The organism is Paenarthrobacter sp. NPDC058040, assembly GCF_042885775.1.
In the GTDB taxonomy this organism is placed as follows: domain Bacteria; phylum Actinomycetota; class Actinomycetes; order Actinomycetales; family Micrococcaceae; genus Arthrobacter.
On record NZ_JBHVRN010000013.1, the window covers coordinates 1 to 22,927 of the forward strand.

Below are 22,927 nucleotides of genomic sequence, written 5' to 3' on the forward strand. Positions count from 1 at the left end.
TCGGCCGTGAGAACCACGCCATGATGCTGGACCACTACCAGCAGACCAAGAACCTGCTGGTCAGCTACAACGAGAACAAACTCGGCTTCTTCTAATAATGCACACGCCCCTGCCCTCACGGGTGAAATCCACGGCGGATGCCGTCACCGTCCTGCGCCGTCTGGTCCAGGACCACGGAAACCTAATGCTTCACCAGTCAGGTGGTTGCTGCGACGGTTCGGCACCCATGTGCTTTCCGGACGGCGAGTTTGTTGTCGGCGACACCGATGTCCTGCTGGGAGTACTTGACCTGCGCCTTGTCATCGGCCAGGTCCCGGAAAGGCAGCCGACAGGTCCCGACGCCGTCCCCGTCTGGATCTCTGAACCTCAGTTCGAGGTGTGGAAGCACACTCAACTCATCCTGGACATTGTCCCAGGACGCGGTGCCGGCTTCAGCCTGGAGAGCCCCGCCGGAGTTCGGTTCCTGAGCAGGGCGAGGGCATTCACCGCCGAGGAAATGTTCCGGCTGGGACCAGTTGGAACCCTACGGGGCATCGATTGGCGGAACGGACAAGTTCCGGTCCTGCCGTCAGAACCCCAAGTGTTGTCCGTGGCCGGCGATAGCTGCCCAGTGGCCGAGGACCTGTCCCGCTTCAACTCCATCAACAAATATTCACAACTATCAAGGGAGACCCCATGACGACCATGACCGTTATTCGCGGCAGCGAGATCCACAGCGAACTGGCTCCGGCTGGTCAGCGACCGGGCGCTGACAGTGGCGACCCGCAACTCGGGCTGTTGAAGTTCGGCGACAATGCCCCGGGCAGCATCGGTGTTTGGGAATGTGAGCCTGGCGGTTGGCCAGTCAACGACCGGAGCGACACGGAGGTGGCCTACATCCTGGCCGGTTCCGCCAACATCACAGACTCCCAGACCGGTGTTGCCCACACTGTGGCTGCTGGAGACGTCATTGTTCTTCCGCCGGGATGGAGCGGCCGCTGGGATGTCACCGAAACCATCCGCAAGGTCTTCGTGAACTACTAGCTCAACGCTGTATTGCGTCAAGGCATCGTGCCGTAGGCCCCGTACGAACAGCTTGTCAATCGTTTGTATGGGGCGCCTTGCCCGCCAAACCGGCAAAACTTTGAAAGGGAAACCAGATGGTGACGTCAACAACCACCTCAACAATCATCAACCACTTCATCAACGGCACCGAGGCGCCCGGTAACGGATCGGCCACCAAACCGGTCTTTAACCCGGCCACCGGCCAGATTACTGCTGAACTGCGCCTTGCCAGCCGTGAAGACCTCGACAACACCGTCGCCATTGCCAAGGAGGCGTCCGCTTCCTGGGGAGATGTTTCCCTGGCCAGGCGCACGGCGGTATTGTTCAAATTCCGTGAGCTTGTTGCGAGTCACGTCGATGACTTGGCGCAGCTGATCACGGCCGAGCACGGCAAGGTCCTCTCCGATGCCAAGGGTGAGATCGGCCGTGGCCTTGAAGTGATTGAGTTTGCCTGCGGCATCCCGCAGCTGCTCAAGGGCGATTACTCGGACCAGGTCTCCACCGGCATCGACGTGTTCTCGTTCCGTGAACCGATCGGCGTCGTCGCGGGCATCACCCCCTTCAACTTCCCGGTCATGGTCCCGCTCTGGATGGCGCCGATGGCCATCGCCACAGGCAATGCCTTCATCCTCAAGCCCTCCGGTAACGTGCCATCTGCTGCCATGCTCCTGGCGGAGTTGTTCAAGAAGGCCGGTCTGCCTGACGGTGTGTTCCAGGTCCTGCATGGCGATCGCGAAACTATCTCCGGCCTCCTGACCCATCCGGACGTTGACGGTATCTCATTCGTCGGCTCAACTCCGGTAGCCAAGCACATCACCGAGGTCGGCACAGCCCACGGCAAACGCGTCCAAGCTCTCGGTGGCGCAAAGAACCACGCCATCATCCTTCCCGACGCCGACTTGGATAACGCGGCCGACCATGTCGCCGCAGCTGCCTTCGGTTCCGCCGGGCAGCGCTGCATGGCCATCTCCGTCGCGGTCGCCGTCGGCGATGCGGCAAGCCCGCTGGTTAAGAAGGTTCGGGAACGTGCCGAGGACATCAAGGTCAAGAACGGAACCGAACCCGACGCTGACATGGGCCCGGTCATCAGCCCCGAGTCCAAGGCGTTCATCACCAAGACCATCACCGAAGCGGAAGCTGCGGGCGCTGCAATGGTGGTGGACGGCCGCGACTTGATCGTCCCGGGCCACGAAGAAGGCTTCTGGGTCGGCCCGACCGTGATCGACCACGTCAGGACCGAAATGAGCGCCTACACCGAAGAAATTTTCGGTCCCGTGCTGGTCGTGGTCCGCGTGGACAGCCTCGAGGAGGGCATCGCACTGATCAATTCCAACCCGTACGGCAATGGCACCGCGATCTTCACCTCCTCCGGCGCCGCTGCGCGGAAATTCCAGCGCTCGGTTGACGTCGGCATGATCGGCATCAATGTACCGTTGCCCGTGCCGGTGGCTTACTACTCCTTCGGCGGCTGGAAAGCATCACTTTTCGGTGACAAGCACATCTACGGTCCCGAAGGCGTCTCCTTCTACACCCGCGGCAAGGTCGTCACCTCCCGCTGGCCCGAATCGGACCACGCCTCCGGCGCTTCCTACAACTTTCCGTCCAACTGATGCAGTCGGTTGCGACTGCGTCCAATAGCAAGTGAAAAGAGTGGGCATGCGACGCAGGGATGGTTTTCGTGGGTTTGTCGTCACGCATGGACAGTCGTCAACGGACTGGGCAATTCACGACGACCTCGACGAGGACATGCTGGGGGAGGGGGACATCACAATACGAGTCGCTTGGTCCAGTTTGAACTACAAGGACGCATTGGCGAGTACTCACGGCGCCAAGGTTGCCCGCCTCCCCAGACTCGTACCTGGCATTGATCTCGCCGGAACAGTTGTACACAGCACACATCCTGAGGGCCGGCATCTTGTTGGTCTCGGTGTACTTGTACACGGCTATGACCTTGGAACTGGTCATAACGGAGGGTTCGGCGAGTATGCACGTGTTCCCCTCGACTGGGTGGTTCCGCTTCCCGAAGGCCTTCGACACCGTGATGCGATGGTCATTGGGACAGCCGGTTTTACCGCTGCTCTAAGTGTTCAGGCCCTGGAGTCACGTGGTTTGCGGCCAGGCGACGGACCTGTTCTGGTCACAGGGGCATCCGGGGGAGTAGGGAGTGTCGCCGTTGATCTTCTGGCGGCCCGCGGCTACGACGTCGTGGTTTCGACCGGAAAGGCTGAGGCCGGGGAATGGCTCCGGAGCCTGGGGGCTGTTGAGGTCATTCCGCGCAGTGAAATTGCTGAGTCGACGAAGCCATTGGCCGGCGAACGTTGGGCAGGGGCCGTTGATTGTGTGGGCGGTGACACATTGGCCTATGTGCTGAGCAGCTTGCGCTATGGAGCGACGGTGGCTGCGTCGGGGAACACGTCCGGGGCGGAATTGAGAACGACCGTCTTCCCCTTCATACTCCGAGGAACTTCGCTCGTCGGAATCGATTCGGTGCGATACCCGATCAAAGACCGCCGTCAACTTTGGAACCGACTTGGCCAGGACCTGCGCCCGGCCCATCTGGATGAACTTGCAACGGCCGAGGTGGAGCTGGATGAACTGCCCCACGCTTTGAAGGCCATACTGGCCGGCCAAGTCTCCGGCCGAACCGTCGTTCGGCTTGAGCAAGCCGGATAACACTCCCACGGCGATGTGTTTTCGCGACCACGTCCTTATCCGCTTCAACAAATACTTATCAGTGCTACTGCCATACCGAGAGGAATTTATGGTCACGAACAACCACGTCCGCGTGTACAAGTCCGAGGAAAACCTGCCGCGTGAGGAGCAGTTGGCCCATAAGATCGCCGTAGTCGCCGCCGATCCCGTCGAGGTCACGCCGGATGTGACGGACATGGTGATCAACCGGATCATCGACAACGCCTCGGTGGCGATTGCGTCCTTGAACCGGTCACCGATCGTCGCGGCCCGTGCGCAGGCACTGACCCACGCACCGACCACGGGCGGCAAGGGCGCCTCGGTGTTCGGCATCAGCGAGCATGTTTCCCCGGAATGGGCTGCCTGGGCCAACGGCGTGGCCGTTCGCGAACTCGACTATCACGACACGTTCCTGGCGGCCGACTATTCGCACCCGGGCGATAACATCCCGCCGATCCTGGCCGTTGCCCAGCACGTCGGATCCAATGGCGCCGACCTGGTCCGTGCCATCGCCACCGGGTACGAGATCCAGGTCAACCTGGTCAAGGCGATCTGCCTCCACAAGCACAAGATCGACCACGTGGCCCACCTCGGCCCGTCGGCCGCCGCCGGTATCGGCACGCTCCTGGGCCTGGACGTGGAGACCATCTTCCAGTCCGTGGGCCAGGCCCTCCACACCACCACCGCCACCCGCCAGTCCCGCAAGGGCGAGATCTCCACGTGGAAGGCCCACGCCCCGGCCTTCGCGGGCAAAATGGCCGTCGAAGCCGTGGACCGCTCCATGCGCGGCCAAACCTCGCCCGTGCCGATCTACGAAGGCGAAGACGGCGTGATCGCCTGGATGCTGGATGGCCCGGACGCCTCCTACGAAGTTCCGCTGCCGGAGAAGGGCGAAGCCAAGCGGGCCATCCTGGACACCTACACCAAGGAACACTCCGCCGAGTACCAGGCCCAGGCCTGGATCGACCTCGCCCGCAAACTCAACCGCGAACACCCGGAAACCACGGACCCCGCCAACGTGGCCTCGGTGCTGATCAAGACCAGCCACCACACCCACTACGTGATCGGCTCCGGCGCGAACGACCCCCAGAAATACTCCCCCACCGCCTCGCGGGAGACCCTGGACCACTCCATCCCCTACATCTTCACCGTCGCATTGCAGGACGGCGCCTGGCACCACGTGGACTCCTACGCCCCCGAACGCGCCGCCCGCCCGGACACCGTTGAACTCTGGCACAAGGTCACCACCGTGGAAGACCCGGAATGGACCCGCCGCTACCACTCCCTGGACATCGCGGAGAAAGCCTTCGGCGGTTCCGTGGAAATCACGCTCACGGACGGCACTGTCATCACCGATGAGATCGCCGTCGCCGACGCCCACCCCCTCGGTGCCCGGCCGTTCGCCCGCGAACAGTACGTCAACAAATTCCGCACCCTCGCCGCCGGACTCGTGGAGGAGGCCGAGATCGAAAGGTTCCTCGCCGCCGTCGAACGCGTCACCGAACTGGGCGCCGGCGAACTGGACCAGCTCAACATCACCGCCGCCCCCGGCGTGATCGATCTCAACAACGCGCCCAAGGGACTGTTCTAAATGCTGTACTCCAAAACCACACCCGAGCAGAAACGCCTGCGCCTCAGGGAGCTACTCAGCTCCGGGACCGTGCAGCAGTTCCCGGGAGCGTTCAACCCCCTCTCAGCCCGTCTCATCGAGGAAAAGGGCTTCGCCGGGGTCTACATCTCCGGCGCCGTCCTCGCCAACGACCTCGGCCTGCCCGACATCGGGCTGACCACGCTCACCGAAGTAGCAACCCGGGCCGGGCAAATCGCCCGCATGACAGACCTGCCCTCCCTGGTAGACGCAGACACCGGCTTCGGCGAACCGATGAACGTGGCCCGCACCATCCAGGAACTCGAAAACGCCGGCCTCGCCGGCTGCCACATCGAGGACCAGTTCAACCCCAAACGCTGCGGCCACCTGGACGGCAAAAACGTCGTCGACATCGACACCGCCACCAAACGCATCCGCGCCGCAGCAGACGCCCGCCGCGACCCGAACTTCCTCATCATGGCCCGCACCGACATCCGCGCCGTGGAAGGACTCCAAGCCGCCCAGAACCGCGCCAAAGCACTGGTCGATGCCGGAGCCGACGCCATCTTCCCCGAAGCCATGGCCACCCTGGACGAGTTCCAAGCCATCCGCGACGCCGTGGACGTGCCCATCCTGGCCAACATGACCGAGTTCGGCAAAAGCGACCTTTTCACCGTGGACCAGCTCCAGGAAGTGGGCGTGAATATGGTCATCTACCCGGTCACGTTGCTCCGCATTGCCATGGGGGCTGCAGAGGCGACTCTGGAAACGATTAAGAGACTGGGCACTCAGGAATTTCGTGTTCCACAGATGCTTACGCGTGCACGCCTCTACGAACTCGTGGATTACGAGGCATACAACCAATTCGATACCGGCGTTTTCAATTTTGAAGTGCCGTCACTGTTCAGCATTAAGGAGTCGTGATGACCATCCAGGAAGCCGTGAAGACCCCGGAGATCCGCAAGGGACTGGCAGGAGTCGTGGTGGACTACACCGCCGTTTCGAAGGTCAACCCGGACACCAACTCCCTCCTGTATCGCGGATACCCGGTCCAGGAACTCGCCGCCAAATGCAGCTTCGAAGAAGTGGCGTATCTCCTGTGGAACGGCGAACTCCCGGATAAGTGGCAGCTCAACGATTTGGTTGGGAAGGAGCGTTACGGACGTGTCCTGGACTCCGAGGTCAAAAGGGCCATTGATTCATTGCCCCTATCGGCCCACCCTATGGATGTCTGTAGAACGGCGGTATCGGTCATTGGTGCCCGGCACATGCTTGCAGACGACAACTCGCGTGAAGCAAACAAGGAAAAGGCAATTGATTTGTGGGCCGCCATGCCCGCAGTGGTGGCGTACGACCAACGCCGCCGGCGTGGCCAGGACGTCATTGAGCCGCGGGACGAGCTGGACTACTCGGCAAACTTCCTGTGGATGACCTTCGGCGAGGAGCCGGTGGACGAGGTGGTGGAAGCCTTCAACGTCTCGATGATCCTCTACGCCGAGCATTCCTTCAACGCCTCCACGTTCACGGCCCGAGTGGTCACCTCGACGCTGTCCGATCTGCACTCCGCGGTGACTGCCGCGATCGGCGCGCTCAAGGGTCCCTTGCACGGTGGCGCCAACGAGGCCGTCATGCACACGTTCGACGAAATCGGAATCCGGCCCGAGGAATCACTGGAAGACGCCGCTGCCAGGGCCCGGGCGTGGATGGAAGATGCCCTGGCGCACAAGAAGAAGGTCATGGGCTTCGGGCACCGCGTCTATAAGCACGGCGACTCCCGCGTGCCCACCATGAAGGCCGCCCTGGACAAGATGATCGCCCATTACGGACGTCCCGAACTCCTGGGGCTCTACAACGGCCTGGAGCAGGCCATGGACGAGGCCAAGGCCATCAAGCCAAACCTCGACTACCCAGCCGGCCCCACGTACCACCTCATGGGCTTCGACACCCAGACGTTTACGCCGTTGTTCGTTGCCAGCCGGATCACCGGCTGGACCGCACACGTCATGGAGCAACTGGCCTCCAACTCACTCATCCGCCCACTGAGCGAATACAACGGCGTGGGAGAACGGGCTTTGTGAGGCGGAGCCACACGAGCTGGAGGTGGGGTGCCGGATGATCGCTGGGATCATCGACTATTCGCAACGCCACGGTGCCCCACCTCCTCAATAGCACTGGCAGGGGACCAGCGGTCCTCGTTCAGAGGAGGTGTTTTGTGGATCTACATCCGCAGCCTGAATGGAGTCGTCTGTTGGGCTTAAATGTGGAGATTCGCCGTAGGTCGGGCCAGTTCGTTCGTTCTGGAACCGTTGAAGCAATCATGCCTGACAATTCAATTTTGTGGCTGTCGTTTGAAGGACCATGGCGCCGGCAGATGATTGAGCGGTCCAGCGACATGGTTGTGTACGCCAGGTATGCGTGGGATGTTGATTCTTCGTAGTCAGTATCCCAAGGGCTAGGGAGTTTCTGTGAGGGTTTAGAAACCCCGCACAGGTGCTCAAGATTCGTTCGGCAGAAATTGACGCGACGGGCCAAGAGGTTGCCAGGCATTTCGGATGGCAGCCATGGACAAGCCAGTGTTTGGCCCACTCAGCACAGGTTTTGAAAGCACTTCGAAGAGCCGCCATTCGAGGATTGGACGGAACATAGCTTGAAGCGCGTACGATCTTCCTGAGTGGTTGGTCCTGTGTGTCGAGTCACGTAGGTGTGGAGGCGTTGGTCCTGGAAATCCGGAATCAGGAAGTCAGCAGGGTGAGCTTTGATTATGGCTTCACGATCCTGACAGATGAAGGTGTCGAAGTCCGGCTCGAAAGGCCGTTCTCCTACCGTGATGCCGCAGGTGGTCATCGGCTCATTGACCCTGAACAGCGCCCCAGTAACAGCGCTCCGCTCCTGGATCTTCTGGGAGCAGGCATCTCATCCATGACTGCGAACGACGAAGGCGGCGATCTCACGATCGATTTCGTCGACGGCTGCAGCTTGCACTGTCCCGTTGACGACTCTTTTGAAGCGTGGGCGGTGTCAGCACCGGACGGCGGGAAGTGGATATCGATGCCAGGGGGAGGCGTGGCACGTTGGGCGGCCGTGGGGGAGCCGACTTCGTGACCGGGAAGCCCCGGAAAGCACGGTCGCTGTCTGTTGCAACGAACGGCCACATGTTCAGGCTCAGACAGGCACCAACGGGTGATCTGCGGGAAGACAAGTTTTCGATCAGCATGGACGACACCCGTTCGTGGGACCTCATCGTTCCTGGCTGGCGGGACGTCGTCGTGGGCCGGAGCGGAGAGACCGCATATGCCTGGAGCGCCAGAAGCGTCATTGTGCTGCCCGCCAACCCCGACCTGAGTCCCGCTGTGATTCCTTTCAATGACGAGGATATAGTCGCGGCATTTCCGGCAGGTGACTTGTGGCTCTTGGTGGCTGAGACATCGATCCGACTTGTTGGAGCCGACATCGAAACAGCACGTATCGATCTCCGGGAAGTCGTAGACTTCGCATCTTTCGACGGCAGCATCGTGACGATCACCGATGTCGACCGGGACGTCTACCGCTTTGAGGTAAGCCAAACTCAGTTGCTGGAGACTGCGGCGAACCTGTCGCGCTAAACGTCTGCGAGACCATAGGTCCCCGGTCGGCACTGAGGCTATCTACCAGCAGGCATCAACACGTTTGGCGCCCGACTCTTGCGCAGGTGGAAGCAACTCTGAAACCATCCGCGAGTGCATATGCCCGAGGCCGAATGGTCCAACCAATCACCGATCATCAAATTAGTTCGTCTCGGCGGGTCGATTTCTCCGGGTCGGTGGACGGTCCAGCAGTAGCCGGCTTCAGCCGCTTCCAGCTGAGGGACCTGCCCAGGAACTGAAATCACCATGGGGCCCCTTGCTTCGTTCGTCGTCGTCCTTGCCACAACGACGGCATCGTCTGTAGATGGTTCCGTCTTCGGCATGCTCAACGTGCCATTCATGGCGTATGTTCAGCTTGCAGAGCAGGGCCTGGATCATGGCAGCCTCCGATCCGAATCGCAGGTCTCTGTACTTCCAATGATGGCCCTGGCGGGGTCTGCTGGAAAGTGGCCGAAGGTTCCGGCCATGGACATGATTGTGCGGGATCTTCAGGCACAGTTGGGATTCCTTGCCTTCGTCCGCCCTGGTCGAGCCGGTTGCAGATACCGTCAGGTCAACGACGCCGTTCCAGCGCTCGGCGAAGTCGAGGCGCGGTCCTCATGGCACCCTCCAGCTCCCGAAGGTCCGACAATGTACTGGCACAGCCCTTACAAACAGTGAGATGGTTCTCCGTCTGTTTCAGTTCGGAGGCGTTGAGGGCGTCCCGAACAAATCGTCCGAGAAGACGTGAGGCTCGGGCGCAGTCCTTGGACGCTGACTCTGGCACATGTTCCTGAAGGTAGGCCTGACGCAGGCCTTCCCTGGCCCGAATCAACAATGACGCAACTGCGTTTGGGCTGACGCCGACGTGCCGGGCTACCTCAACGTGCTTCATTCCCTGCAGGTCGATGCACCGCAGCACTGTTTGCCACCGTTGGGGAAGAGACCGGAGTGCCCTCAACAGCATGATCGACTCAACTTCGGCCATCATGCCGTCCCATCCTGGGTATGCCGGCTTCAAGGCCGGGTCGTGGGCGATTGTTGTGCGGCGCCTTGCTTGCATGTTGTGCTGATGCGCAATCCGTCGCGTTGTCGTCAGGAGGTAGGACCGGAAGTTTTCACGTGGTCCACCGCCAGCGCTCAGGGCACGGAACACGGAGAGGAAAGCCTCGGCCACGACGTCTTCGACGTCACTGGCATTGTCGGTTTCCCTTCGCGCCATGGATTCAGCGACTCGTTTGTGGCGGCCATAGAGTTCGTCGAACGCCGTCGGCGTTCCTCGCCGGACGAGGGTCAGCAGCTGCCTGTCAACGGCGGCAGAAAAACAGTGGACTTCGGTGAGGGCCTGGTGGGACATGGCGGACCTTGATGTTTGGGGAGGAAGTGGCCCCAAACATAAAGGGCACATGATTGAATTCACGGAGAATGCAGGAAATCGAGACAAGCGGGCGTTGCATGCAGGATTTCGATCTGGACCAGCGTGATTTGCGCTTATTGCATGCTTTGCAGGTGCGGCCGAGGGCACCTTGGACGGCTTTGGCGCCGATTGTTGGAGCCGATGCAGTCACTCTGGCGCGACGTTGGAGCGGGCTTCAGAGCGACGGCCTGGCGTGGATGACGTCATATTTGGGCACCGGCACGAGGTTCGTCGGGGCAATCGTTGAGATCGAAGGTGAACCGGCCGCCCTGCCGGCCATCGTCCAGGACTTGGCACGGGATCCCGAGATGGTGTCCATTGATCAGACAGCCGGAGGCCGTGACCTGATTGCCACGGTGCTGTGCAGGAGTGACGCTGAACTCTCGCGCTTTCTTGTTGACAGGATTCCCACCGTGACGGGTATCAAAAGCACGCGGACGCACCGTGTCATCAGACTGGTCACCGATGCCCAGAAATGGCGGTTGCGATCCCTGCGTGGCGACGAAGTCGAGGCATTGGAGCAGAGCGTGCCGCTGCTGAGACCCGCTCCGTCGGCTGTGTCGACGGAAGTGGAGAACGAGTTGATCCGCTTGCTGTTGATTGATGGCCGGGCCTCAGTCTCGGATTTGGCTCAGTGGCTGAGCATCAGTCCGGCTCGTGCGAAGGGCGCCCTGTCCAATGTCCTGGGTCATCAGAGGGTGGTTATTCGGCTCGAAGTGGCACGGACGTATACACCGTGGCCGGTCAGCGTCTGGTACTTCATGCGCATGCCGGCCACAAAAGTGGAAGTAGTTGCTACCAGTCTGGCAGGACTGGACGAGACACGCTTGGTTGTCATTACCGGAGGAATCTACTCCCTGATGACCCTGGTCTGGCTGCGCCGCGTGGAAGACATGGCTGTGTTGGAGCGGCAATTGGGCGAGAGGATGCCTTACGTCGAGATCGCTGATCGATCGATTGTCCTGCGCACCCCCAAGCATATGGGTAAGCGTCTGGAGCCTGACGGCAGGCGGCTTGTCTAGATGCAGGTCACGTCGGCAGGCTTGAGGTTTCCGGACTGAATCCCGCCGCCGGGGCCGTAACCTGCGGCAGCCAGCCCAGTTCGGGGGCGATCCTGTTGGCAAAGTCCGTCACGATCTGCACGTAGTCCTCGATCGAGAATTCGTAGGGCAGGTTGATCTGGAGTTCGGTAGCGTCAGCGACCACGGGGTCGGCAAGGAGCGCCTCGACGATCTGCTGGCTGGTGCCAACGAGGTCCGGTGCAAACAGCGTGCGACGCTCTCCGTGCGGTTGCAGGGTTCGTTCGAACCGACTCTGGGCATAGGCCCGGTAGCGTAACCGCGTTTCGACACTGGCGCCGTCCAGCGGGACCACCACCCGCCCAACGATGACACGCGGCGCCTGTGTGCCCCGGTAACCGGCCAAGTATCGAGAGATGTTTGCGCCCTGGGCCTCGGCGAACACATCGCTGGACTCTCCGGAAACAATATTTCCCACCACCAAATTCACGCCCTGTGCGGCCGCCCACTCCGTGGATTTCGCCGAGCCCGAGCCGTACCAGATCCTGTTCCGCAACCCTGGGCTGAAGGGCTGGAGGCGCGGACGCTGAACGTTCCCGGGCGAATGGATGACGGTGTCTTCATCGCCCAGGAAATTGCCTTCCAGGTTCTCGAGCAGACGCTCGATCCGTCCGTGGGACCAATCGAAGGTGCGCCAGTCGCCGTCGAACACTTTGTCTCCCAGAAGCTCCGCGTGAGGCGGCGTCCCGGCACTCAGGCCGATCTGGAGGCGGCCTCCGGAAAGGACATCCGCCGTGGAGATGTCCTCGGCCAACCGGAAGGGGCTCTCGTAGCCGATGGGGATGACGCCGGTACCCAGCTCCAGCCGTGAGGTGCGCTGGGAGGCTGCCGCGAGGAAGACCGTGGCAGAGGAAATACCGTGCTCCAGGTGCCTCTGCCTCACCCAGCCCCCGTTGTACCCCAGGCGCTCACCGAGTTCGAAGAGTTGGAGGGTTTCTTCGAGGCCGCGGTGGGGGTCCTCGTCCGGGTAGTTTCCGGGCGTGAGAAAGCTGATGGACTTAAGGTTGCTCATGAGGCGGCTTCTTCCAGTTCGGCTTGAGGGAGTCCAGGTACGCGGTGGGCTACGGTTTCGGGCAGGCCGAGGTTTTCCCGCAGGGTGCTGCCCGGATACTCGGATGGGTAAACCCCGCGTTCCTGCAACTCCGGGACCAGCAGGTCCACCACATCGGTGAGGCCGTCCGGGAAAGCGTGCGGGGTGACGTTCAGGCCATCGAAGGCATCCGAGCGGACATAGTGCGCCAACTGATCCGCCACCGTGGACGCCGAGCCAACGAACCCCCGCCGCTCGGAGAGGTGATGGACCAGTTGCCGGACGCTGTAGTTGCGTTCTTCGGCGAGCGCCCGCCATTGCCGTGATTTCACCGTGGGTTCGTGGCCGGTGTGGACAATGCCGTGGGTGTGGCTTTGCCTGGAGGCCACGGGATCGAAGGAAGGCAGGGGACCGTCAAGGTCCAGGGCAGACAGGTCCGTGCCCCACACGCTCTCGATGGCTTGCAGGACAGCGCGGTTGTTGAGCGCGAATTCCTTGTAGTAGGCAGCCTTTTCGATGGCTTCGGCGTCGGTACGGGCTACTACGAGGTTGGCTCCGGGGAAGATCTTGACGTCGTCTCCGGGCCTGCCGTAGGAGCGGGCGCGACGCCGGATGTCGGCGGTGAAGGCGACGGCGTCGTCGAATTCGATGTGGTGCGTGAAGATTCCTTCGGCGCGCCGGGCGGCGAAGTCACGACCCTCAGCCGAGTCGCCGGCTTGGAAGTAAACGGGCTGGCCTTGCGGGCTCCCGGGAACCTGGGGCGTGGCGTCGATGCTACTGAACTTTCCTTCCCGCCGGACTTGCCAGGGTTCGGAAGACCATGCAGCCGCGCTCCGGGATGATGCGATCGATTCAGTCGGGAAGCCGTCCCAGAGGTCTTGCACTGCGGCTACGTAATCCACGGCGTGGATGTAGCGCTCCGAATTCGGCAGGAATCCGCCGCGCCGGAAGTTCTCGCCGGTCCAGGCGTTGTCCGTGGTGACGATGTTCCAGCCTGCACGGCCCGAGGTCAGCACATCCACGGTGGCCAGTCTCCGTGCCAGGTCCACGGGGTCGGAGTAGGTGGTGTTCAACGTGGCAACAAGCCCGATGTTGGTGGTCTTCGCTGCCAGGTACGCGTACAACACCAGGGCATCCGGACGCCCCGTGATGGCGATGTCGTTCAGTTTCCCGAGGTGTTCCCGCAGCCGAAGGCTCTCCCCGAGGAACACGGTTGAGAACAAACCCCGCTCGGCGCCCTGGACCAGTTCGGCGTACTTGTCGAAGTCGTAATAGTCCTCCAGGCGGTCCGTCCTGCTCCAGTCGTAGTTGGGGCTGAACGGTTGGAACAGCGCCAAATGGATGCGGGCCTCCGGACGGACGTAGTCGATGCTCATGCTGGCTCCTTGCTGGTGGCGAATGAGTTCACGGGCTCGGGCAAGCCCAAGGATTCCCGGAGCGTGGTCCCGGCAGCCGGAGGCACGAAGACCCCGCTGGAGATGAGGCCCGGGATCACCTCGGCGGTGATCACTTCCAGTTCGGCGTCCAGGACTGCGGGCAGCAGCCGCACGCCATCCACGACGCCGGACAGTTCAGTCAGCAGGACGCGCAGGCCTCCCGCGTCCCCCACAAAGCGCAAGACGTCCGGCGCTGACGGCCACGGCGAAGCCGAGTCCAGCGCGTGGAGGCGTTCGTCCGCCCATAGGGTGCCGGCGTCGAGCACTACCTCCAGGTCAGCCACGACGCGAAGGTCGCCCCGCCGTCGTTGTTCCGCCGCGGCGGCGGCGACACCCGCGACAGTGGCTGCACTGACCACCACTACGTCGGGCAGCTCAGCAGCCAACTGTGCGGGACGTCCGAACACCACAGGCTGGCCCTGTGGCGGGCGGGGTGTGATGGACGGGCCTTTGATGGAGAAGAATTCGCCTTTGAAGTCCGCGTAGTGGAACCTGTCCAGGTCCAGGAAGCGGTTGTTGGCGGCGTCGGCGATGAACACGCCGTCTTCCCACGTGTCCCATAGACGACGGGTGGCCGCGACTACCTCTGCGGCCTCGCGCTGGACCACGTTCCGGTCCTGGACCGGTTCCGAACCATAGCTCGCGGCGATCGCCGGCGACTCCAGCGCCTCGGCCAGCCAGCCTGAGCGGCCCCTCGATGCCCAGTCCAGGCTGGCCAGTTGGTTGGCAAGGTGGAATGGCTCCGCATGGATGGTGTTCACGGCGGGAACCAGGGCCAGCCGGTCCGTCATGGCAGCCACGAACGCTGCGACTTCCACGGTGTCCAAGCGGCCCGTCACGTTGGGGCTGCCCTGCCCAGTGCCGTCGCGGAAGGTGGCGAACGTGAAGCCGGCGGCTTCGGCCTTCGACGCGACGGCGGCGAAGCGCTTTGGCGTTAGCAGCTCCGTCGGTGGGTGGTTGGCCTGGCGCCAGGCAGCGGGGTGGGCTCCATCGCCGTCCAGTTCAATGCCGAGTGCAAACTTGCTCATGGAATTCCCCTACTTCCAGATCGCGCGTACGTATTGCTTTTGCCACAGCTGTTCTGCCGGCTTGTGCCCGAGTTCGTGCGCGGCCCGCAGCCCAAACGCCGGGTCCGCCAATCCGGCCCGGCCGACGAAAACTGCATCGGCAGTTCCCGATGCGACAATCCCTTCGGCTTCCTGCGGCGACGTGAGGAGCCCGACGGCGGCAACCGGCACCTCCGCTTTGGCGCCGATGTGCTGGGCGAGCGGCACTTGATAGCCCGGACCGAGCGGAATCCCGGCCGGAAGGATGCCGCCGCTGGAAACATCCACCAGATCTACCCCGTGCTCCCGCAACCAGCCCGAAACTTCGGCAGTGTCATGGACAGTGAGGCCGTTCTCCAGCCAATCCGTGGCCGAAAGCCGGACGAAGAGTGAAGGGCCCGTGGTGCCCAGGACCTGCCGGACGGCGTCCACAACCTCCAACAGCAGCCTGGCCCGGTTTTGGAGCGGGCCGCCGTAGTGGTCCGTGCGTTCATTGGAGAGAGGAGAGAGGAAGGTGTGCAGGAGGAAACCATGCCCGGCCTGGATTTCGACGACGTCGAACCCGGCACCGCGCGCACGGACGGCGCTGGACGCGAAGTCTTCCACGATGCTTCGTAGTTGCGCTTCGGTGGCCTGCTTTGGTTCGGGCGATCCGGGGAAGGCCAAGGGGGAGGCAGAGATGGGAGTCCACCCGCCGTCTTCAACAGGCAGGGGGCCCGGTACCGCATCCCACGGGGAGCGCAGGGACGCTTTCCGGCCTGCGTGGGAAAGCTGGATGCCGATCTTGGTGCCGCGTTCGTGGACGAAGTCGACGATGTCCTGCCAGGCCTGCTCCTGGTTGTCGTTCCACAGGCCGGTGTCGCCCAGGGAGATGCGGGCTTCCGGGGAAACAGCCGTGGCCTCGGCGAAGATCAGGCCGAAGCCGCCCGCTGCCCGTGCCCCGAGGTGGACCAGGTGCCACGGTCCCGGGATGCCGTCTTCCGCGGAGTACTGGCACATCGGTGAAAGCCAGAGCCGGTTGGCGAACGTGCGGTGCCCGAGGGTGATGGGTTGGAAGAGGCTGACTCTGGTTTGCGTAGCTGTTTGGGGCGCGTTCATGCAGCTCCTCGTGCTTCAGGGGCCGCAGACAGCCGGCTCGACATTCGCTTGCCGCAGGCGCGGCCAGGTCTGTTTCCGGAGCACCCCGCCACTTCAATGCCTGAGGGTTGCCACAGCACCAGCCGGTCCTTGGCGTGCTGACTCTTGACCTATGGCTCGAATCTAGGGCGGGCCCGGGCGGGCCAACAAACACGGTGTCTTGCGGCGTCAAGGGGAGAAATGGCGCGTCAAGGAAGGGCGCATTGCGTAACGATTACCGCATCGACGTGGCCTTTCACTGCTTCGCCGTGAGGACCCTTTGCCTCGTCCTCGATCGTCCAGGGCCGCGGCATCTGTAATTGTAAGGATACTTATTATAGGCTGGTACTGGAGAGGCATTCTGAGCGGCCAGGTGCCCTGCGTGAGGTCAATGATGCCAACCCCGAACGCCGACGCCCGTCGGAGCGTGCCTGTCCGGCGGCTCGTGATGCAATGAAAGGGGTTTGGCCGTGGGAGCTGAAATGCCATTGGCCGATGAATTGGTTGGAGTTTTTGCGCGTGCATCCCAAATGCTCCTTAGTGAGGAAACCGTCTCCAGCGCTCTGGGGCTGATCACCCACGCCGCCGTGTTGGCCGTCGACGATGCCTCCGGTGCGGGGGTGTCGCTGATGGATGCCGACGGCAGGCGCAGCAGTACCGCTTCGACAAGCAGCCTGGTTGCCCGGGCTGATGCGCTTCAATACGAACTTGGCCAGGGCCCGTGCCTGACAGCTTGGGCCTCCGGCCAGCCGGTGAAGGTCGACGATCTGCGCACCGACGGGCGCTGGCCTGAATGGTGTGCGGCGGCGGCGGATCTGGGGTTCCGTTCCTGCGTGAGCGTTCCGTTGCTTTCCAGTGACCTCGCCTTTGGCGCCATCAAGATTTACTGGGAAATGCCCCAGTACTCCTCTCCCCGCCTGATACAGCTCCTGGAGGTCTTTGCCGCGCAGGCCTCGATCTTCCTGATCAACGTCCAGGCCCGCGAGCGCGTGGCGATGCTCAGTGATCAGCTCAAGGCGACTCTGAGCCAGCGTGAGACCAATGGCACAGCCAAGGGAGTCATCATGGCCAGGCTTCACTTGAGCGAGGGAGAGACCATACTGCATCTGATCGCCAGATCAAGCAGGGAAGGCCGGCCGCTGCACGAAATTGCGCAGGAAGTAATCGAGGCGTTGCCGGGGCTCGGTTCGTGACCGGGGGTGAGCCATGGCGGTCCGTGGAGGCGAGGACGAACAACGAAGACGCTTCAGGATAGCGTTCGAGGCGGTGGACCTGACGCTGGAACAAGTCTGGATGGCGTACTTCGGCGTTGGTGGCATGTCCGGCATTGTCGAAGTCCAGGCCTATCTTTACGGGGCTTTGAGCCTTCCCTCGATCGAGCGGGACTTGCTGGCCCATGCCTTGAACGAGACGCTCGACGCCAAGGGCCTTAATGGGCATCGTGCCAGTTACAGCCACGAGGACTTCGGAACGGACGACGACGGCCTGGCGGGCGGCGCGCTGTAGCGTCGCCGGCGTCGGTGGCTTCTATGCACGACCTGCGGTGCGAAGCTCGCCATCATGCCGGGCCTGCGGTGGGGCTGGGTGGACCGTCGGGCGACTTGGAGGAGTCCAGGATGTCGATCGCGATCTCGCGGAGGCGCCGGTTGCTGTTGACGGATGCCAAATGCAGAAGGGATGAGGCCTTCTCCCGACCGCATTGGTTCTGCAGCATGATTAACGACACTGCTGCCTCAACAACTGCACGGGACTGCAGGGCCGAGCGGAGGTGCTCCGGGAATGGCTCGGGCACGTGGATCCGCAACGCGAGCCGCAGGCTTTTCGAGATCACGGCTGCGTGCCGCTGGACTGCCGCGACGGTGAATTCGTCAAAGACCCCCGGACTCAGTGCGTAGCAGTTCAGCGCGGCGCGTGAAGTCGTGCGCGTTTCAATGGGGACAGCCAGAACCGAGCGAACCCCTTGGCCGGCCACGGCGGCCGCATATTGCTCCCAGCGTTCGTCGGCATCTAAATCGTCAACCAGCACGGTGGTCTGGCTGCGCAACGCTGTCAGGCATGGCCCGTCGTCGTATGCGTACTGTTTTTCGTCAAGGCGGCGGGCCTTCGAGGTGCTGCTGGCTACCGTGGCGGGTGAGCCGTCGTGCTCAACGGTGATGGCGCAAAGCATGGCCTCCCCGCTTCCCAGCAGTGATGCCGAGATGATGGTCAGGCCAAGAAGGAACTCCGAGAAGCCCGGACTCTCCAGCAACAGATCCTGTAACTGCCCAGGGTTGGAGCAGTTTCATCGTCAGCCATGATGCCCCTGATCCACGACAGAACGCATAATCATTGCGTCAGGTCGTTCCCCAGCGCGGCCGGGCGCTCCAAGACGACAGGACAGAAGGCCTTGGATCCTGGACCGGGACATCTCGCGGAATATCCCATCACCTACGCTACGCTCCAACCACGTTTTCCACACGGTTCAATCAGGTGCGGCGCCCTGGACTGATGATAAGGATACTGATAATCCTGTAGGAAAGACCCGAAACCACCGTTGGAAGGTTGCTCCATGACAGTAAGCAATGCGACCACCACGAGGACCTCCTCCGCCCGCTGGCTGAAAAGTACGGCGAAGAATCCCCGGGCAACGAACCCGAACGGCTCCACGCGGACGGCTTGTCCACAACGCGAAGTGGTCCGGTGGGACTGCTGCGGGATCTTCAGGACGTCTACATTCTGGCGAGCCTCGTGGACATGACCTGGACGGTGGTGGAGCAGGCACGGTCCGCGCTCCGCGACCAAGAGCTGCTCACCGCCGTCGAAACCTGCCAGAAGGAAACCCAAACCCAGCTCGGCTGGCTCAAAACCAGAATCAAGCAGGCCGCACCGCAGGCGTTGCTGGTCGCGGAGTAGAAAGGGGAGCAGCCGCCTCAGGTGTTCCGGTTGTTGCTGCCGGCGCCGCCTTTGGCCATCAACTCCAGTCGCTTCAGCGTCTCCCGGTTTCGAGCGCCGATCACGGACGTGCGGACTGGTCTCGGGATCATCTTGCCCGGCCCCTTGACGGCATCTTCGGCCATGGAGACGCGGCACCGGTTAGTCCCGATGGCTTCCAAGGTGATAAGCACTTTGGCTTCCCCCATGGGCCAGCCCCGTGCCAGGAGCTCAATGCTTTTGCCTGGTTCCACTGCGGTGACACGGGTGCTGTCGTTGATCAGCAGCGGCCAAATACCAACAGAGTGGTGGAGTCTGGATTCGAGCTCCGGCCATGTGGCATCGACAGCGCGGATCCTGGACGCGCCGACAACCCAGCCGGCGTAGAGCCAGCCGTCGGCGATCACGGTCCAGACGTCGGCCGCGGGGGCGTCAAACTCTTGAGTGACCAGAGACATCTGCATCCCACCTGTCGTGGCTACCACCCGGACGGTTTGCCCTGAAAGACCAGCCTACACAATTGTAAGGTTCCTGTCTTTTTGATTCGGGGAGGTAATGCCGGCCCACCCTGTCCGCCAATACCGGGCCTCGCGACAAGCACCCCTGCAGCCGCCTCCGGTCGATGTCTGGACCACGGCCGACCGTTGCCCTATGGTTGTGGCATCAACGGCCATTGGCCGGGTGGAGCTCCACTCCGGAGGTGCATCATGGGTATCATTTCGTCCGGATTCAGGGGACGGCGGTCCGAGAATGCTGCCCTGCCTCCCGGGCAGCATGAAACAAAGGACTTTCCCGTGCTGACGGCCGGGCCCGCTCCGCTGATCCCCACGGACACGTGGGAGTTTTTCATCAGTTCTGAGGAGGGCCAACGGTATTCCTGGTCCTGGAATGACTTCATGGCCTTGCCGCAGGAGGAAATCACCCAGGACATCCATTGCGTGACCAGTTGGTCGAAACTGGGAACAGTATGGCGAGGTGTTTCGGTGGACACGCTCTTCGAAAACGTCGAAACGACCAGCGACTTTGCCACGGCGCATTCCTTCGGCGGCTACACGACGAACATTCCTCTCTGGGATCTCCTCGGCGGCAAGGCATGGGTGGCGTGGGAATTCGACGGAGAACCGCTGGCGCGGGCCCATGGCGGACCGGCACGGCTTCTGGTTCCGCATTTGTATTTCTGGAAGAGCGCCAAATGGATCCACGGCCTCGAGCTCACAGCGCAGGACGTTCCGGGTTTCTGGGAGTCGAATGGTTACCATCTTCACGGCAATCCGTGGCGGGAGGAGCGGTACTCGTGAGGCCCCTGCAGTGAGCTACGTATGGCAGGTCGCTGAAGTGGTGGGCGGGGTCGACGAAAACGCCGCCGCCAGGACTATCCGGCTTCGGGTGGAGGGCCTGATGGGACACCTGGCGGGTCAACACATTGACATCCGCCTCACCGCCGATGACGGGTATACGGCCATCCGCTCCTACTCCGTGGCGTCGGCCGGCATGGACGAGCATCTGGAAATCACAGTCGCCGAACTGCCCGACGGCGAAGTGTCGCCCTACCTCGTCCGGGACCTGGCCGTGGGGGACCGTTTGGAAATCCGGGGGCCCGTAGGCGGCTGGTTCGTCTGGCGGCCCAGCAGTGAGAATCCCGTGCAGCTGATCGGGGGAGGCTCGGGCGTAGTGCCGCTGATGTCCATGATCCGCGCCCACCAGGCTTCCGGCAATGAATGCCTTTTCCGGCTGCTGTATTCCCTCAAGTCACCCGACACCTCCCTTTACCGCGACGAGCTGCGCCGACTGGACCGCGAATCGGCCAAGTTGGCGGTGGACTACGTTTACACGCGTTCGACGCCGGAGGGCTGGCCGTCCGCGCCGGGGCGCCTGACGTCGAGCACCCTTTTGGCGAGCATCCTTCCGGCTGAGGAGAATCCGAACGTGTTTGTGTGCGGGCAAACAGTCTTCGTAGAGACTGTCGCGGACTGGCTGGTGATGGCCGGCTATTCGGCGGAGTCGATCAGGACGGAACGGTTTGGCGGGACGGGAGGCATCCAGTGAACAGCGCCGACGACTTCACTTTCCCCGAGCCCGAGGATCAGGACATTGCCGCAGCACCGCACGACCCGATTCCGTATGTAGACGGGAACGCGGCGGCAGGCGCACTGTCTGAAATCTTCCGCATCGACATCATCGCGGCCCTCGGGCGCTGCCGGCATTGCGGTTCGGTGCGCGCCTTTGGGGCGGCCATGGTGTTTGCCGACGCGCCGGGCATTGTGGTGCGCTGCCGCGATTGCCAGGGCGTCCTCCTGCGGTTGGTTGAGACGCCAACCCGCTATTGGCTGGACGTAAGCGGTCTCAGCTACCTGGAGATCGACCGCGAGGAGTAGGCCCTTGCCCCCTGGCCCGCTCGTGACGACCCAAGCACGGAGCAAGGGTGGGTCGCTACCCCCAGAGTGCCCTCTTGAGGAGCGAGCGCAGTTGGGCGTTCTCCTCGTCGCTCAAGCGTGAGAGCTGGGTCTTTTCGCAGTCCGCCAGGGCGGTTCGCGCCTTGGCGTGGATGCTGCGGCCTTCCGGGGTGGACACGATGATCTTGGCCCGGCGATCCTGCTTTCCCTGGGCCCGTTCAACAAGGCCGCGGTGCTCAAGATCGTCAATGAGGCTGACTACCTGGCTGGGGTCGAGAGTGAGGAAATCCGCGAGTTCCCGTTGCGTGGGCTCCAGTCCACTGCAGGCGAGCGTCAGCACGGAGAAGGAGCGTTCGCGCAGACCAAAGTCGCTCAGGGCACGGTTGTTGAGGACGGATCCTGTGGCGTGCAGCTTCGCAAGCAGCAGACCCATGTCGTCGCTGATCTCGGCCGCGGCCAGGCGCGGTGTGTCGACGTCGATACTCTGCGGTCCCATGGCTACTCCAATAGTAAAGAAAAACAATCGTTGACTTTTTCAATGATGCGTATTTTCATTGAACATGACAAGGATCTCACGATGCTGTGGGATCGACCCCCACCGGCCAGTCCGGTTACCGCACACGAAGGAGCATGCCATGGGTTTGAACGGCAAGGTGGCAATCGTCACCGGGAGCGGACAGGGCCTTGGCCTCGCTTACGCAAGGGAACTCGCCCGCCAAGGTGCCGCCGTCGTGATTAACGATGTGGACGCCGCGACCGCTGCCGAAGCCGTCGCGCAGGTCGAGGCCGACGGCGGGCGGGCCACCGCCGTCGTGGTTCCTGTGGGCTCCACGGACGCCGCCAAGGCGCTGGTGGCCGGTGGCGTCGAGGCGTTCGGCCGGTTGGACATCCTGGTCACCAACGCAGGCATCCTCCGGGACAAGAGCCTCTTGAAGATGACCGACGAGGACTTCGACCAGGTCATCCACGTTCACCTCAAGGGCACCTTCACTTGCGTCCGGGAATCGTTCGCGTACTTCAAGGAGAACAGCATCCCCGGCCGGATCATCACCATCGGATCGCCCACGGGCCAGCGCGGCAACTTCGGGCAGACCAACTATGCCGCCGCCAAGGCGGGAATCGTGGGCATGGTCCGTACCTGGGCGCTGGAAATGAAGAAGGCCGGCGTGACCGTCAACTCCGTGATTCCGGTGGCCGCTACGGCAATGACCAAGACCGTTCCGTACTTCCAGAAAGCCGTTGAGGCTGAGGAGCGGGGCGAGTCGATGCCGTCCTTCTTCCGCCACGACCTCGGGTTCGGAACGGCCGACGATGTCGCCGGGCTGGTTGCCTTCCTCGCCTCGGACGACGCGGCGGGAATCACCGGCCAGGCGATCGGTGCCGGCGGCGACAGGCTTCAGGTCTGGACCCATCCGACGGCGGCCACAACCGAATACCGCGAGGGCGGTTGGAGCTACGAAGCGCTGCGCGATAACGCTGGAACGCTGTTCGGGCCCGATGTCCTGCAAAGCTATGGAGAAAAGGTCCTGCCTTTGCCTGAAGACCTTCAGCCCGAACCGGCACAGGCCCGCTGAC

26 protein-coding genes and 1 riboswitch are annotated in these 22,927 nt (G+C 62.5%); of the genes, 18 read left to right on the forward strand and 8 right to left on the reverse strand.

Features of this window, described 5'->3' with window-relative positions; genetic code table 11:
• Positions 1-184: 184 nt before the first annotated feature.
• From ACFVSJ_RS17825 to ACFVSJ_RS17870, 10 genes are all read left to right on the forward strand, one after another.
• Complete coding sequence (locus ACFVSJ_RS17825) at positions 185-679, forward strand: DUF779 domain-containing protein (protein WP_387438280.1); 495 nt, start codon at positions 185-187, stop codon at positions 677-679.
• The gene (locus tag ACFVSJ_RS17830) at positions 676-1,023 is read left to right on the forward strand and encodes a cupin domain-containing protein (protein WP_387438281.1); all 348 of its coding nucleotides are present in this window, start codon (positions 676-678) and stop codon (positions 1,021-1,023) included. The genes ACFVSJ_RS17825 and ACFVSJ_RS17830 overlap by 4 nt, the downstream gene beginning before the upstream one ends.
• A 116-nt stretch (positions 1,024-1,139) precedes the next feature.
• Positions 1,140-2,654 (forward strand): CoA-acylating methylmalonate-semialdehyde dehydrogenase, encoded by a 1,515-nt coding sequence (locus ACFVSJ_RS17835; protein WP_387438282.1) that lies wholly within the window; start codon positions 1,140-1,142, stop codon positions 2,652-2,654.
• A gap of 46 nt (positions 2,655-2,700) precedes the next feature.
• A complete protein-coding gene (locus tag ACFVSJ_RS17840) occupies positions 2,701-3,717 on the forward strand; it encodes an acryloyl-CoA reductase (RefSeq protein ID WP_387438283.1) in 1,017 nt (338 codons plus the stop codon).
• Positions 3,718-3,805: 88 nt separating this feature from the next.
• Positions 3,806-5,326, forward strand: coding sequence for an MmgE/PrpD family protein (locus tag ACFVSJ_RS17845; protein WP_387438284.1), 1,521 nt, complete (start codon positions 3,806-3,808; stop codon positions 5,324-5,326).
• The gene (gene prpB, locus ACFVSJ_RS17850; protein ID WP_387438285.1) at positions 5,327-6,247 is read left to right on the forward strand and encodes a methylisocitrate lyase; all 921 of its coding nucleotides are present in this window, start codon (positions 5,327-5,329) and stop codon (positions 6,245-6,247) included.
• Positions 6,247-7,401, forward strand: coding sequence for a bifunctional 2-methylcitrate synthase/citrate synthase (locus tag ACFVSJ_RS17855; protein ID WP_387438286.1), 1,155 nt, complete (start codon positions 6,247-6,249; stop codon positions 7,399-7,401). Before prpB ends, ACFVSJ_RS17855 begins: the two co-directional genes overlap by 1 nt.
• Positions 7,402-8,008: 607 nt before the next feature.
• Positions 8,009-8,425 carry a DUF6188 family protein gene (locus tag ACFVSJ_RS17860; RefSeq protein ID WP_387438287.1) on the forward strand — a complete coding sequence of 139 codons (417 nt, stop codon included), beginning with the start codon at positions 8,009-8,011 and terminating at the stop codon, positions 8,423-8,425.
• A gap of 50 nt (positions 8,426-8,475) precedes the next feature.
• Positions 8,476-8,925 (forward strand): hypothetical protein, encoded by a 450-nt coding sequence (locus ACFVSJ_RS17865; protein WP_387438288.1) that lies wholly within the window; start codon positions 8,476-8,478, stop codon positions 8,923-8,925.
• A gap of 267 nt (positions 8,926-9,192) precedes the next feature.
• Positions 9,193-9,606 carry a hypothetical protein gene (locus ACFVSJ_RS17870; protein ID WP_387438456.1) on the forward strand — a complete coding sequence of 138 codons (414 nt, stop codon included), beginning with the start codon at positions 9,193-9,195 and terminating at the stop codon, positions 9,604-9,606.
• Here the strand turns inward: ACFVSJ_RS17870 and ACFVSJ_RS17875 are convergent.
• Positions 9,500-10,333: an RNA polymerase sigma factor gene (locus ACFVSJ_RS17875; protein ID WP_387438289.1), complete on the reverse strand. Its 834-nt coding sequence runs from the start codon at positions 10,331-10,333 to the stop codon at positions 9,500-9,502. The two genes, ACFVSJ_RS17870 and ACFVSJ_RS17875, sit on opposite strands and share 107 nt — an antisense overlap.
• 17 nt (positions 10,334-10,350) lie before the next feature.
• Here ACFVSJ_RS17875 and ACFVSJ_RS17880 point away from each other — a divergent pair, with 17 nt between their 5' ends.
• A complete protein-coding gene (locus tag ACFVSJ_RS17880; protein WP_387438290.1) occupies positions 10,351-11,364 on the forward strand; it encodes an Lrp/AsnC ligand binding domain-containing protein in 1,014 nt (337 codons plus the stop codon).
• Positions 11,365-11,371: 7 nt separating this feature from the next.
• Here the strand turns inward: ACFVSJ_RS17880 and ACFVSJ_RS17885 are convergent, their stop codons facing one another.
• Genes ACFVSJ_RS17885 through ACFVSJ_RS17900 form a run of 4 tightly spaced genes read right to left on the reverse strand, consistent with a single transcriptional unit; the run spans position 11,372 to position 16,031 of the window.
• Positions 11,372-12,433, reverse strand: a complete 1,062-nt coding sequence (locus ACFVSJ_RS17885) for an LLM class flavin-dependent oxidoreductase (RefSeq protein WP_387438291.1) — start codon at positions 12,431-12,433, stop codon at positions 11,372-11,374.
• Positions 12,430-13,827, reverse strand: coding sequence for an NtaA/DmoA family FMN-dependent monooxygenase (locus tag ACFVSJ_RS17890; RefSeq protein ID WP_387438292.1), 1,398 nt, complete (start codon positions 13,825-13,827; stop codon positions 12,430-12,432). Before ACFVSJ_RS17890 ends, ACFVSJ_RS17885 begins: the two co-directional genes overlap by 4 nt.
• Positions 13,824-14,915, reverse strand: a complete 1,092-nt coding sequence (locus tag ACFVSJ_RS17895) for an LLM class flavin-dependent oxidoreductase (protein ID WP_387438293.1) — start codon at positions 14,913-14,915, stop codon at positions 13,824-13,826. Before ACFVSJ_RS17895 ends, ACFVSJ_RS17890 begins: the two co-directional genes overlap by 4 nt.
• Positions 14,916-14,924: 9 nt before the next feature.
• The gene (locus tag ACFVSJ_RS17900) at positions 14,925-16,031 is read right to left on the reverse strand and encodes an NADH:flavin oxidoreductase/NADH oxidase (RefSeq protein ID WP_387438294.1); all 1,107 of its coding nucleotides are present in this window, start codon (positions 16,029-16,031) and stop codon (positions 14,925-14,927) included.
• Positions 16,032-16,070: 39 nt separating this feature from the next.
• A riboswitch (SAM riboswitch) is annotated at positions 16,071-16,181 on the reverse strand.
• Positions 16,182-16,531: 350 nt separating this feature from the next.
• On the opposite strand from ACFVSJ_RS17900, the gene ACFVSJ_RS17905 reads away from it, so the two are divergent.
• Positions 16,532-17,242, forward strand: coding sequence for a GAF and ANTAR domain-containing protein (locus ACFVSJ_RS17905; protein ID WP_387438295.1), 711 nt, complete (start codon positions 16,532-16,534; stop codon positions 17,240-17,242).
• 13 nt (positions 17,243-17,255) lie between these two features.
• Positions 17,256-17,555 carry a hypothetical protein gene (locus ACFVSJ_RS17910; RefSeq protein ID WP_387438296.1) on the forward strand — a complete coding sequence of 100 codons (300 nt, stop codon included), beginning with the start codon at positions 17,256-17,258 and terminating at the stop codon, positions 17,553-17,555.
• A gap of 52 nt (positions 17,556-17,607) precedes the next feature.
• Here ACFVSJ_RS17910 and ACFVSJ_RS17915 read toward each other — a convergent pair whose 3' ends face one another.
• A complete protein-coding gene (locus tag ACFVSJ_RS17915; RefSeq protein WP_387438297.1) occupies positions 17,608-18,297 on the reverse strand; it encodes a GAF and ANTAR domain-containing protein in 690 nt (229 codons plus the stop codon).
• A gap of 293 nt (positions 18,298-18,590) precedes the next feature.
• Here ACFVSJ_RS17915 and ACFVSJ_RS17920 point away from each other — a divergent pair, with 293 nt between their 5' ends.
• A complete protein-coding gene (locus ACFVSJ_RS17920; RefSeq protein WP_387438298.1) occupies positions 18,591-18,941 on the forward strand; it encodes a hypothetical protein in 351 nt (116 codons plus the stop codon).
• A gap of 17 nt (positions 18,942-18,958) precedes the next feature.
• Here the strand turns inward: ACFVSJ_RS17920 and ACFVSJ_RS17925 are convergent, their stop codons facing one another.
• Entirely contained in the window at positions 18,959-19,417 is a 459-nt protein-coding gene (locus ACFVSJ_RS17925) for an SRPBCC family protein (protein WP_387438299.1), read from the reverse strand.
• A gap of 249 nt (positions 19,418-19,666) precedes the next feature.
• Here ACFVSJ_RS17925 and ACFVSJ_RS17930 point away from each other — a divergent pair, with 249 nt between their 5' ends.
• The 3 genes from ACFVSJ_RS17930 to ACFVSJ_RS17940 are packed head-to-tail and all read left to right on the forward strand — an operon-like array spanning position 19,667 to position 21,334.
• Entirely contained in the window at positions 19,667-20,257 is a 591-nt protein-coding gene (locus tag ACFVSJ_RS17930) for a sulfite oxidase-like oxidoreductase (protein ID WP_387438300.1), read from the forward strand.
• Positions 20,208-21,005: a ferredoxin reductase gene (locus ACFVSJ_RS17935; protein WP_387438301.1), complete on the forward strand. Its 798-nt coding sequence runs from the start codon at positions 20,208-20,210 to the stop codon at positions 21,003-21,005. The genes ACFVSJ_RS17930 and ACFVSJ_RS17935 overlap by 50 nt, the downstream gene beginning before the upstream one ends.
• Positions 21,002-21,334 (forward strand): DUF6510 family protein, encoded by a 333-nt coding sequence (locus ACFVSJ_RS17940; RefSeq protein WP_387438302.1) that lies wholly within the window; start codon positions 21,002-21,004, stop codon positions 21,332-21,334. Before ACFVSJ_RS17935 ends, ACFVSJ_RS17940 begins: the two co-directional genes overlap by 4 nt.
• A gap of 55 nt (positions 21,335-21,389) precedes the next feature.
• On the opposite strand, the gene ACFVSJ_RS17945 is transcribed toward ACFVSJ_RS17940, so the two are convergent.
• Positions 21,390-21,848 (reverse strand): MarR family winged helix-turn-helix transcriptional regulator, encoded by a 459-nt coding sequence (locus ACFVSJ_RS17945; RefSeq protein WP_387438303.1) that lies wholly within the window; start codon positions 21,846-21,848, stop codon positions 21,390-21,392.
• A gap of 139 nt (positions 21,849-21,987) precedes the next feature.
• Between ACFVSJ_RS17945 and ACFVSJ_RS17950 the strand changes: the two genes are divergently transcribed.
• Complete coding sequence (locus tag ACFVSJ_RS17950; protein ID WP_387438304.1) at positions 21,988-22,926, forward strand: SDR family oxidoreductase; 939 nt, start codon at positions 21,988-21,990, stop codon at positions 22,924-22,926.
• Position 22,927: the final 1 nt, after the last annotated feature.

Bases quoted from the DNA above. Each gene is read 5' to 3' on its own strand.
- ACFVSJ_RS17825 (WP_387438280.1), top strand. From the start codon at position 185: ATGCTTCACCAGTCAGGTGGTTGCTGCGACGGTTCGGCACCCATGTGC.
- ACFVSJ_RS17830 (WP_387438281.1), top strand. From the start codon at position 676: ATGACGACCATGACCGTTATTCGCGGCAGCGAGATCCACAGCGAACTG.
- ACFVSJ_RS17835 (WP_387438282.1), top strand. From the start codon at position 1,140: ATGGTGACGTCAACAACCACCTCAACAATCATCAACCACTTCATCAAC.
- ACFVSJ_RS17840 (WP_387438283.1), top strand. From the start codon at position 2,701: ATGCGACGCAGGGATGGTTTTCGTGGGTTTGTCGTCACGCATGGACAG.
- ACFVSJ_RS17845 (WP_387438284.1), top strand. From the start codon at position 3,806: ATGGTCACGAACAACCACGTCCGCGTGTACAAGTCCGAGGAAAACCTG.
- prpB (WP_387438285.1), top strand. From the start codon at position 5,327: ATGCTGTACTCCAAAACCACACCCGAGCAGAAACGCCTGCGCCTCAGG.
- ACFVSJ_RS17855 (WP_387438286.1), top strand. From the start codon at position 6,247: ATGACCATCCAGGAAGCCGTGAAGACCCCGGAGATCCGCAAGGGACTG.
- ACFVSJ_RS17865 (WP_387438288.1), top strand. From the start codon at position 8,476: ATGTTCAGGCTCAGACAGGCACCAACGGGTGATCTGCGGGAAGACAAG.
- ACFVSJ_RS17870 (WP_387438456.1), top strand. From the start codon at position 9,193: ATGGGGCCCCTTGCTTCGTTCGTCGTCGTCCTTGCCACAACGACGGCA.
- ACFVSJ_RS17875 (WP_387438289.1), bottom strand. From the start codon at position 10,333: ATGTGCCCTTTATGTTTGGGGCCACTTCCTCCCCAAACATCAAGGTCC.
- ACFVSJ_RS17880 (WP_387438290.1), top strand. From the start codon at position 10,351: ATGCAGGAAATCGAGACAAGCGGGCGTTGCATGCAGGATTTCGATCTG.
- ACFVSJ_RS17885 (WP_387438291.1), bottom strand. From the start codon at position 12,433: ATGAGCAACCTTAAGTCCATCAGCTTTCTCACGCCCGGAAACTACCCG.
- ACFVSJ_RS17890 (WP_387438292.1), bottom strand. From the start codon at position 13,827: ATGAGCATCGACTACGTCCGTCCGGAGGCCCGCATCCATTTGGCGCTG.
- ACFVSJ_RS17895 (WP_387438293.1), bottom strand. From the start codon at position 14,915: ATGAGCAAGTTTGCACTCGGCATTGAACTGGACGGCGATGGAGCCCAC.
- ACFVSJ_RS17900 (WP_387438294.1), bottom strand. From the start codon at position 16,031: ATGAACGCGCCCCAAACAGCTACGCAAACCAGAGTCAGCCTCTTCCAA.
- ACFVSJ_RS17905 (WP_387438295.1), top strand. From the start codon at position 16,532: ATGCCATTGGCCGATGAATTGGTTGGAGTTTTTGCGCGTGCATCCCAA.
- ACFVSJ_RS17910 (WP_387438296.1), top strand. From the start codon at position 17,256: ATGGCGGTCCGTGGAGGCGAGGACGAACAACGAAGACGCTTCAGGATA.
- ACFVSJ_RS17925 (WP_387438299.1), bottom strand. From the start codon at position 19,417: ATGTCTCTGGTCACTCAAGAGTTTGACGCCCCCGCGGCCGACGTCTGG.
- ACFVSJ_RS17930 (WP_387438300.1), top strand. From the start codon at position 19,667: ATGGGTATCATTTCGTCCGGATTCAGGGGACGGCGGTCCGAGAATGCT.
- ACFVSJ_RS17935 (WP_387438301.1), top strand. From the start codon at position 20,208: ATGGTTACCATCTTCACGGCAATCCGTGGCGGGAGGAGCGGTACTCGT.
- ACFVSJ_RS17945 (WP_387438303.1), bottom strand. From the start codon at position 21,848: ATGGGACCGCAGAGTATCGACGTCGACACACCGCGCCTGGCCGCGGCC.
- ACFVSJ_RS17950 (WP_387438304.1), top strand. From the start codon at position 21,988: ATGGGTTTGAACGGCAAGGTGGCAATCGTCACCGGGAGCGGACAGGGC.